This is a genomic window from Komagataeibacter oboediens, assembly GCF_018491655.1.
Classification (GTDB): domain Bacteria; phylum Pseudomonadota; class Alphaproteobacteria; order Acetobacterales; family Acetobacteraceae; genus Komagataeibacter; species Komagataeibacter oboediens.
On sequence record NZ_JABLUU010000011.1, the window covers coordinates 111,462 to 121,259 of the forward strand.

The window sequence follows — 9,798 nt, forward strand, 5'->3', positions numbered from 1 at the left end:
TTACTGCCCGTAGCGCACGACGCCCAGATCCTCGTACGGGATTTCGGGCATGCGGTTCGACATGATGTCCGCCAGAACCCGGCCCGATCCACAGGCCATGGTCCAGCCCAGTGTGCCATGCCCGGTGTTGAGGAACAGGTTGTCATATTTCGTGCGGCCGATGATGGGCGTGCCATCGGGCGTCATAGGCCGCAGTCCGGTCCAGAACCGGGCGGCGGGAATATTGCCGCCACCGGGGAACAGGTCGGTAACCGAATGTTCCAGCGTCTCGCGCCGTGGCGCGCGCAGCTTCGTGCTGAACCCGGCCAGTTCCGCCGTGCCGCCCACGCGGATGCGTTCGCCAAGGCGGGTAATACCGATCTTGAATGTCTCATCCATGATGGTGGAGACGGGGGCCTGTTTTTCATTCACGATATCAGCGGTCAGCGAATATCCCTTGACCGGGTAGATCGGCAGGTCCAGCCCGAGGTGGCGTACCATGGCCGGCGAATAGCTGCCCAGTGACAGGACATATGAATCCGCCGCCATCTGGCCACGGCTGGTCTCGATCCCGGTAATGCGGCCGCCATCGCTGGTCATGGTGCGGATGCGGGTATCATAATGGAAGGCCACACCCGCCTTTGCCGCCAGCGCGGCAAGACGCTGGGTAAACAGGAACGCATCCCCCGTCTCGTCACCCGGCAGGCGCAGGCCACCCACGATCTTGTGCGCTGATGTGCCCAGCCCCGGTTCGGCCTTCACGCAGCCTTCGCGCGTCAGTATTTCATAGGGCACGTTGTACTGCTCAAGCACGCGGATGTCCCCCGCAATGCCATCAAGCTGCTTTTGCGTGCGGAATACCTGCAGCGTGCCCTGCTGTCGGTCATCATAGGTGATGCCGGTGCTGATGCGCAGTTCCATCATCATGTCGCGGCTGTATTCAGCAATCCGCACCATGCGACCCTTGTTGCGGTCGTACGCGGTGGCGGTGCAGTTTTCCAGCATCTGCACCAGCCATTTCCACAGATGCGGGTCGGGCATGGGCCAGAATACGAAGGGGCGGTACTTCATCAGCAGCCACTTGATCGATTTCAGCGGCACGCCCGGCCCCGCCCATGGCGACGAATACCCCGGCGAGACCTGACCCGCATTGGCGAAGCTGGTTTCAAGGCCGGCTTCAGGCTGGCGGTCCACGACCGTGACCTCGTGTCCGGCCTGCGCAAGGTACCATGCCGATGTCACACCGACGACACCGCTACCCAGAACGATGATTTTCATTACACAGTTGCCTTCCCTGGCAGGTGGAAACGTATCACGCCGCCTGTGTCAGGTATGCGCGATGGAAACGGGATCCCAGCGCCGTCAGCACCTCGTAGCCGATGGTGCCGGCGGACCGGGCGACATCATCCACGCTGCGGCGTGGGCCGATCATGTCCACATGCGTGGCGCGCGCCATGACGCTGTCGGGCACATCGGTCACGTCGACTGTGGTGGAATCCATGGAAATGCGGCCCAGGATCGGCAGCCGGTATTCCCCCAGCCAGGCACAGCCGCCGCCATCGGCGCCGTGGCGCAGGAAGCCATCGGCATAGCCAATGCCAAGCGTCGCGATCCGGCGCGGCCCGGTGGCCCGCCATGTCAGGCCATAGCCCACGCCGTCGCCTGTGGTGATGGCGCGGCGCTGGACAATGCGCGCGGCCAGCCGCACCGTGGGGCGCAGGGGATTGGGCGCGTTTTCGTTGGGCGCCAGCCCATACAGGGCGGCACCTGGCCGCACGAGGTCGAAATGGTAGTCCGGCCCAAGGAAAATCCCCGATGAGGCCGAAAGCGCCAGCGGGGCTGTGGGCAGGCGGGCCGCCATGGCGCGCAGGCGGTCGCGCTGCATGGCGTTGGCCGGGCTGGCTGGGGTATCGGCACAGGCAAGGTGGCTCATCACCAGCCGCGTATCGATACCATCCAGCAGGTCCGGACGGGCCGACAGCGTTGCAATATCCGTATCGGACAGGCCGAAGCGTGACATGCCGGTATCAACCTGCAGGGCTGCGGGCAGGGGCGTGCCCGTCCGGCCCGCATGCGCATGCCACCCGGCGATCTGTTCCATGCTGTTGAGTACCGGCAGCAGGTCATGATGCGTAAATTCGGCTTCGGTGCCCGGCATGGGGCCATGCAGGACAAAAATGCGTGAGGAGCGGGAGATGCAGCACCGCAGGCGGATGCCTTCCTCCAGATGGGCGACGAAAAAGGTATGTGCGCCAGCCTGTTCCAGCACGGGCGCGACCCGGTGGGCACCCAGCCCGTAGGCATCTGCCTTGACCACGGCCGCACATGTGGCCGTGCCCGTGCGCGCGTCGAGCAGACGGTAATTCGCGGCAATGGCCCCAAGGTCGATTTCCAGCATTGCGCCCGCACCGGGTTCGGCCCACCCGGTCGCATGCGGGGGGGAAGGCAGTTCGGACATGGGGCGGGCACTCCATCGGGCTGGTGGAACAGGTTGATCGTATGCTGACAGAAACAGAATGTCCTGTCGTTTAAAGCAATTTCATGCAATTACGGATCATCTGTACGCAATTATATACGAAAAAAAGCGGAAAATTCACCATGGCATTCGACCGTCTGACAGACGCCATACTGCGCCACCTTCGCCATGATGGCCGAATCAGCAATGCCGACCTGGCGCAGAAGGTTGGCCTGTCCCCGTCCGCGTGCCTGCGGCGGGTGCGGATGCTGGAAAAGGATGGGGTGATCCGGGGGTATCGCGCGCTGGTGGATGAGCGTTCGGTCCATGGCATGACCACCGTGATCGTGCAGATCACGCTGGAACGCCAGACGGAGGAATGCCTGCGTCGGTTCGAAGCCCGCGTGCGCGAATGCGCCGACGTGCGTGAATGTTACCTGATGACGGGCGATGCCGATTATCTGGTTCGTGTTGAGGCACGGGACGCGGCTGATTATGAACGCATTCATAAGGAAGAACTGTCGCGCATGCCCGGCGTGGCCCGGATCCAGAGCAATTTCGCCATCCGCACTGTGGTGCAGCGTTAGGCTGCACATTCGAAATATCTGTTTGATAAATAGGGATAAAAGATTTTGGGTGCCGCCTTTTTCAAAAAGGCGGCGTACCCGCTAAAGTGATGAAAACCGCTGGATCACGAAGCATCACGTTAATTTGCCTGCGGTTTGGGGCGCATTCTGGCCCGGACAGGTACCCGGGGCAGGCGGGACCTGCCCCGGGCTGTAGCGTAAGGGATGGGAGGGATTATGGCACGGGCGGGATGACCGGGCTGCCCTGACGCGGAATGAACGGGCGGATCAGGAACTGGTAGCAGCTCGCGCCGATCACGCCGCCTGCCAGCGGGCCGATGATCGGCACCCACCAGAAATTGTCTGGCGAGGGCAGGGCGGACCCGCCCCACCCGGTCAGGAAGCAGAACAGGCGTGGCCCGAAGTCACGGGCAGGGTTGATGGCCCATGCTTCCAGATAGCCCGAGCACGCGCCAATGCTGGCCACCAGCAGGCCGATGATCAGCGCGCTGGAATTGGCCTGCGGGGCGACGGTGTTATATTCGCAGGTGATCGCGAAGATGCCGCCGACCAGCAGTGCGGTCAGGATGGTTTCATCCACCAAGGCATGGAATGGCGTGATGAATTCGCCGGGATGGGTGAAGAATACGCCCGCCGCCCCGCCATCGGCGCGGGTCAGGCCGTGCAACTGGTTGTAATGGTCTATGACCGGCTGGTACAGCGTATAGACAAGGGCCGCCCCCAGAATACCCCCCAGTACCTGTGCCACGCAGTAAGCGGGCACCTTGCGCCATGGAAAACCACGGTAAAGCGCCAGCGCCACCGATACGGCAGGGTTGGCATGAGTGCCCGATACACTGCCGGTCACGTAAATGGCGATGGTGACGCCCAGCCCCCAGACAATGGACACCCCCCAGTAGGAAAGCTTGTAGGGGCTGGGATCATACAGCGTGTACATGGCGGCTACGGAATCGCCGATCAGGACAATGATCATGACCGCGATGCATTCCGATATCAATTCGCCCAGAAACTGTCGGTTCTTCAGCATTTTAACCCACTTTATTCTTTTATTATCGTTCGATGGGAATGGGCTGTCCGCCTTGTGGCGGTTTTCCTGCCCTGCCATGTTCTTAAACGAACATTTCTGGGTGGGGAAGAGGCGTGCGCGCGGACCGGGTCGTGAGGTTCTCCTTTTTCCATTTATTTCATTATATGACATGAAATATCTCCAACCTGCCGGATTCTGGGTCTGTCGTTCTGCCATATGCCGGGCAGCGACAGGGGCATCGTGTCAGGCCGTGCTGTGCGTTTTCGCACATGCACAAAAACCGCCCTGACAGATAAATACCGGCAGGTGGCGAATTTATGGCTAAAACCGGCAATATTTATGCATAAAACATGTCCTGAAATATCCGGGTTTGATGTGCGCTTTCCCTATTGAAACGCTCATGATGTTCGTTTACGAACATGCGTATCAGGAGGAACATCTACCATGGCGTCCAAAGACGAAACATTCCGCACCCCCGCGGTACAGGGCGGTCCGCTTGACCTGCTGGTCGTGGGCGGGGGGATTAACGGCACGGGCATCGCGCGCGATGCCGCAGGGCGGGGCGCATCCGTCCTGCTGGTCGAACAGGACGACCTTGCCAGCTACACGTCATCCGCCAGCACCAAGCTGATCCATGGCGGTCTGCGCTATCTTGAATATTATGAATTCCGTCTGGTGCGCGAAGCACTGATCGAACGCGAACGGCTGCTGCGCATTGCGCCGCACATTATCTGGCCCATGCGTTTCGTGCTGCCCTATACCCCGCAGGCGCGGCCTGCATGGATGCTGCGCCTTGGCCTGTTCCTGTACGATCACCTTGCGCCCAACATGACGCTGCCCAAGTGCAAGTCGCTTGACTTCCGCACCAACTCGGCGGGTAAGCCACTCAACGGCACGCTGGCGCGTGGCTTTGCCTATTCCGATGGCTGGGTGCAGGACAGCCGCCTTGTCGTGCTTAACGCCATGGATGCACGGACGTATGGCGCGGACATCCGCACCCGTACCCGCCTTGTGCAGGCCCGCCGGGTGAATGGCCTGTGGGAGGCCGTGATCGAGAATACGCGCGATGGCAGCCAGACCACCGTTCAGGCGAAGGTGCTGGTCAATGCCGGTGGCCCGTGGGTAAGCGAAGTGCTGCGCGAACGCGCGCAGGTTGATTCCGACAAGAACGTGCGTCTGGTCAAGGGAAGCCATATCGTGGTGCCGCGCCTGTTTGACGGCCCGCAGGCCTATATCCTGCAGAATCCGGACAAGCGTATCGTGTTCGCCATTCCGTATGAGCAGAAATTCACCCTGATCGGCACGACCGACGTGCCATGGACGCAGGCCCCCGGCCGGGTCGAGATCTCGCCCGAGGAAATCAGCTACCTGTGCGACAGCGTCAGCCGCTATTTCACCAAGCCGGTCACGCCTGATGACGTGGTGTGGAGCTATGCCGGTGTGCGTCCGCTGTATGATGATGCGGCCAAGAATGCCTCCGCCGTGACGCGTGATTACGTGCTGGATGTTGATACACAGGGCAACCAGGCGCCGATGCTGTCCATTTTCGGTGGCAAGATCACCACCTACCGCCGTCTGGCCGAACATGCGCTGGAGAAGCTGCAGCCCTTCCTGCCGGTCCTGTCCGCGCCGGGCTGGACTGCGGACCGGGTGCTGCCCGGTGGTGATCTGGGTGAGGGCGGGTTCGATGGCGCCGTCAGCCGCCTTGCGGCAAAGGCCCCGTTCCTTGATGCGCAGCTGTGCTGGCGTCTGGTGCGTAACTACGGCTCCCGCGCGACCGAAATCGTGGGTGATGCCCGTAGCATGGCCGATATGGGTGAACAGTTCGGTGGCGGCCTGACCGCGCGCGAGGTGGAATACCTGATCGCCAGCGAATGGGCGCAGACGACCGAGGACATCCTGTGGCGGCGTTCGCGTATGGGCCTGCATGTGACCGATGAAGATGCGGGCCGCCTTGACACCTACCTGCGTGGCCGCCAGCCGGTCGCGGCAAAATCGGCTTCGTGACAAACAGGCCGTGGGCGTAACATCGCCCACGGCCAGAACCTGTATCCGCCCGTCCGGGCAGGAGAAGATAATGAACAAGAAGAACAGAATTCTCGCTATCGATCAGGGAACGACCTCGACCCGCAGCATCGTGTTCGATCGTGATATTACGGCGCTTTCCGTCTCCCGCACTGAATTCGCCCAGCATTATCCCAACCAGGGTTGGGTGGAACATGACCCGGAGGAAATCTGGTCCAACGTACTGTCCACTGCGCGCGAAGCCATTGAAAAAGCAGGTGGCCCCGGCGTGATCGCGGGAATCGGCATTACCAACCAGCGCGAAACCATCGTGGTATGGGATCGGGAAACGGGCAAGCCGGTCCACCGCGCAATTGTGTGGCAGGACCGGCGGACCACGTCCGTGTGCGCGCGCATGCATGAAGAAGGGCATGAGGCGCTGGTGCGCGAACGTACCGGCCTGCTGCTGGACCCGTATTTCTCGGCTACGAAAATCGCATGGATCCTCGACAATGTCGAAGGCGCGCGCGCGAAGGCCGAACAGGGCAGGCTGGCCTGTGGCACGATCGACAGCTTCCTCCTGTGGCGGCTGACGGGTGGGCGGGTGCATGCCACCGATACGACCAATGCCGCGCGCACGCTGCTGTTCAACATCCATACCTGCGCGTGGGATGATGACCTGCTGGCGCTGTTCAACGTGCCGCGCGCCATCCTGCCCGAAGTGCGCACCAACAGCGAAATCTTTGGCGAGACCGAAGCCGACCTGTTTGGCGAACCGCTGAAGGTCGCGGGCATGGCGGGCGACCAGAATGCCGCCATGGTCGGACAGGCCTGCTTCAGGCCCGGCACGGCCAAGGCGACCTACGGCACGGGCTGCTTCGCGCTGCTCAATACCGGGACCACGCCGGTCGAATCCGAAAACCGCATGCTGACCACCATTGCCTATCGCATCGGGGATGAGACGACATATGCGCTGGAGGGGTCGATTTTCGTGGCTGGCGCCGCCATCCGCTGGCTGCGTGACGGGCTGAACCTGATTACCCATGCTTCTCAGACCGATGACATGGCCACCCGCGTGCCGCACAGCCACGGGGTGTACATGGTGCCTGGCTTTGTTGGCCTTGGCGCCCCCCACTGGGATCCCGATGCCCGTGGCCTGATCTGCGGGCTGACGCTGGATGCGACGGCGGCCCATATCGCGCGTGCGGCACTGGAATCGGTGGCGTACCAGACGCTGGATCTTATGGATGCGATGCATGAGGATGGTGGCGAGGAACTGAGCGCACTGCGTGTTGATGGCGGGATGTCGGTCAATGACTGGTTCTGCCAGTTCCTTGCCGATATGCTGCGCACGCCGGTTGAACGGCCAAAACAGGTCGAGACAACCGCCCTTGGCGCTGCCTTCCTGGCGGGACTGGCGACAGGAGTATGGAGCAGCATCGCCGAACTGGAGGGCACCTGGAGCCGCGGTCAGCTGTTCCGCCCGACAATGGACAAGGCCCAGCGCGACAGTATGGTGGCCGGGTGGCATGTGGCGGTGCGCCGCACCCTCAGTTCCACCGTTGCCGCGTAACCTATGAATAGCGAAGAAGACAGGAAAAGTATTTCATGACCTCCATCCGGCAGAATCCCTATCAGGTTACGGATCGCAACCTTGCCCTTGAACTTGTCCGCGTGACGGAAGCGGCCGCCGTGGCCGCATCGGCATGGACCGGCCGTGGCCTGAAGAATGAAGCCGACGGCGCGGCGGTGGAGGCCATGCGTCGCGCGTTCGATACGGTGGCCATCAACGGCACCGTGGTGATTGGCGAAGGCGAGATGGACGAAGCCCCGATGCTGTTCATCGGGGAAAACGTGGGCGCGGGTGGCCCCGGCATGGATATTGCCGTGGACCCGCTGGAGGGCACCAACCTGTGCGCCAAGAACCTGCCCAACGCGCTGACGGTCGTGGCGCTGGCGGAAAGCGGCAACTTCCTGCACGCCCCTGACATCTACATGGACAAGATCGTGGTCGGCCCCAACCTGCCCGAAGGCGTGGTTGACCTGGACAACAGCATCGAAGCCAACCTCAAGGCCCTGGCCACCGCCAAGAAATGTGCGGTGTCCGACCTCATGCTGTGTACGCTGGACCGTGAACGTCATGAGGAACTGATCACCCGCGCCCGTGCTGCCGGCGCGCGCGTGACGTTGCTGAGTGATGGTGACGTGGCTGCCGCCATCGCCGCCTGCCTTGATGACAGTGAAATCGACATCTACGTGGGGTCCGGCGGCGCGCCGGAAGGCGTTCTGGCCGCTGCCGCCGTGCGCTGCGTGCATGGGCAGATGCAGGGCCGCCTGCTGTTTGAAGATGATGCGCAGATTGAACGTGCGCGCAGGATGAACCCGGGCGCGGATCCTTCTCGCAAGCTGGCGCTGGAAGACATGGCGCGGGGCGACGTGCTGTTTTCGGCCACCGGTGTTACGGGGGGCGCCCTGCTGCGCGGTATCCGCCGCAGCGGGATCCGCACGGTCACGCATTCGCTGGTCATGCGTTCCAAGTCCGGTACCATCCGCTTCGTGGAGGGCCATCACGACTACCAGACCAAGACCTGGTGAGCATTTCATCCATTGCATAACAACAATAACAGGCAATAGAGGAACGACATGACCGACAAAGCGACCCCGGCGTCCGACCGGCTGGGACTGAAGCCCGGCGTGGTGACGGGCGCGGATTACCGCCGTCTGGTTGAAACCTGCCGGGACGAAGGCTATGCCCTGCCGGCGGTAAACGTGGTGGGAACGGACAGCATCAACGCCGTGCTGGAAGCCGCCGCCCGCAACCGTGCCGATGTCATTATCCAGCTGTCCAACGGCGGCGCGCGTTTTTACGCGGGTGAAGGCATGAAGGATGCGGATCAAGCCCGCGTACTGGGCGCCGTGGCCGCGGCCCGTCATGTCCATACGGTGGCGGCGGCCTATGGCGTGTGCGTGATCCTGCATACCGACCATGCCGACCGCAAGCTGCTGCCGTGGATCTCGGGTCTGATCGATGCCAGCGAGGAAGCGGTCAGGGAAACAGGGCGTCCGCTGTTTTCCTCGCACATGATCGACCTTTCGGCCGAGCCGCTGGACGACAACATTGCCGAATGCGCTGCTTTCCTGCGTCGCATGGCCCCGTTGGGCATCGGCCTTGAAATCGAACTGGGCGTTACCGGCGGGGAGGAGGATGGCGTGGGCCACGACGTCGATGACGGCGCGGACAACGCCCATCTCTATACCCAGCCCGAAGACGTGCTGAAGGCGTACGAGGCGCTGTCCCCGCTTGGCTTCGTGACCATTGCCGCGTCTTTTGGCAACGTGCATGGCGTTTACGCGCCTGGTAATGTCAAGCTCCGGCCTGAAATCCTGCGTAATTCGCAAGCGGCGGTGGCGCAGGCCACCGGCCGGGGCGAAAAGCCGCTGGCGCTGGTGTTCCACGGTGGTTCGGGGTCCGAACAGGCCAAGATTACCGAAGCCGTGTCCTATGGCGTGTTCAAGATGAATATCGATACCGATATCCAGTTTGCCTTCGCCAGCAGCATCGGCCGCTACGTGCATGAACATGCCGAAGCCTTCAGCCACCAGATCGCACCCGGCACCGGAAAGCCTACCAAGAAGCTGTATGATCCGCGCAAGTGGCTGCGGGTTGGTGAGCAGGGGATCGTGGCCCGGCTGGAACAGTCCTTTGCCGATCTGGGGGCCACCGGGCGCAGTGTCGCGCGCGCCGT

General features: G+C 62.3%; 8 protein-coding genes. 5 read left to right on the forward strand and 3 right to left on the reverse strand.

The window, feature by feature from the left end; translation table 11 throughout:
- Nucleotides 1-1,257, reverse strand: coding sequence for a D-amino acid dehydrogenase (locus HNO79_RS10660; protein WP_214164613.1), 1,257 nt, complete (start codon nt 1,255-1,257; stop codon nt 1-3).
- A gap of 34 nt (nt 1,258-1,291) precedes the next feature.
- Nucleotides 1,292-2,437, reverse strand: a complete 1,146-nt coding sequence (alr, locus tag HNO79_RS10665) for an alanine racemase (RefSeq protein ID WP_010514928.1) — start codon at nt 2,435-2,437, stop codon at nt 1,292-1,294.
- A 140-nt stretch (nt 2,438-2,577) separates the two neighbouring features.
- On the opposite strand from alr, the gene HNO79_RS10670 reads away from it, so the two are divergent.
- Nucleotides 2,578-3,021, forward strand: a complete 444-nt coding sequence (locus tag HNO79_RS10670) for an Lrp/AsnC family transcriptional regulator (RefSeq protein WP_010514929.1) — start codon at nt 2,578-2,580, stop codon at nt 3,019-3,021.
- 214 nt (nt 3,022-3,235) lie between these two features.
- Here HNO79_RS10670 and HNO79_RS10675 read toward each other — a convergent pair whose 3' ends face one another.
- Entirely contained in the window at nt 3,236-4,048 is an 813-nt protein-coding gene (locus HNO79_RS10675; RefSeq protein ID WP_214164614.1) for an MIP/aquaporin family protein, read from the reverse strand.
- Between the two features lie 444 nt (nt 4,049-4,492).
- On the opposite strand from HNO79_RS10675, the gene glpD reads away from it, so the two are divergent.
- The 4 genes from glpD to fbaA form a co-directional block, all read left to right on the forward strand.
- Nucleotides 4,493-6,055, forward strand: coding sequence for a glycerol-3-phosphate dehydrogenase (gene glpD / locus HNO79_RS10680; RefSeq protein ID WP_214164615.1), 1,563 nt, complete (start codon nt 4,493-4,495; stop codon nt 6,053-6,055).
- A 70-nt stretch (nt 6,056-6,125) separates the two neighbouring features.
- Nucleotides 6,126-7,625, forward strand: a complete 1,500-nt coding sequence (glpK, locus tag HNO79_RS10685; protein ID WP_010514934.1) for a glycerol kinase GlpK — start codon at nt 6,126-6,128, stop codon at nt 7,623-7,625.
- 35 nt (nt 7,626-7,660) lie between these two features.
- A complete protein-coding gene (glpX, locus tag HNO79_RS10690) occupies nt 7,661-8,647 on the forward strand; it encodes a class II fructose-bisphosphatase (protein WP_010514935.1) in 987 nt (328 codons plus the stop codon).
- 48 nt (nt 8,648-8,695) lie between these two features.
- The coding region (gene fbaA, locus HNO79_RS10695; RefSeq protein ID WP_010514936.1) for a class II fructose-bisphosphate aldolase at nt 8,696-9,798 on the forward strand (1,103 nt) is incomplete at its 3' end.

Coding starts and splice junctions, on each gene's coding strand:
- HNO79_RS10660 (WP_214164613.1), bottom strand. CDS start 1,257: ATGAAAATCATCGTTCTGGGTAGCGGTGTCGTCGGTGTGACATCGGCA.
- alr (WP_010514928.1), bottom strand. CDS start 2,437: ATGTCCGAACTGCCTTCCCCCCCGCATGCGACCGGGTGGGCCGAACCC.
- HNO79_RS10670 (WP_010514929.1), top strand. CDS start 2,578: ATGGCATTCGACCGTCTGACAGACGCCATACTGCGCCACCTTCGCCAT.
- HNO79_RS10675 (WP_214164614.1), bottom strand. CDS start 4,048: ATGCTGAAGAACCGACAGTTTCTGGGCGAATTGATATCGGAATGCATC.
- glpD (WP_214164615.1), top strand. CDS start 4,493: ATGGCGTCCAAAGACGAAACATTCCGCACCCCCGCGGTACAGGGCGGT.
- glpK (WP_010514934.1), top strand. CDS start 6,126: ATGAACAAGAAGAACAGAATTCTCGCTATCGATCAGGGAACGACCTCG.
- glpX (WP_010514935.1), top strand. CDS start 7,661: ATGACCTCCATCCGGCAGAATCCCTATCAGGTTACGGATCGCAACCTT.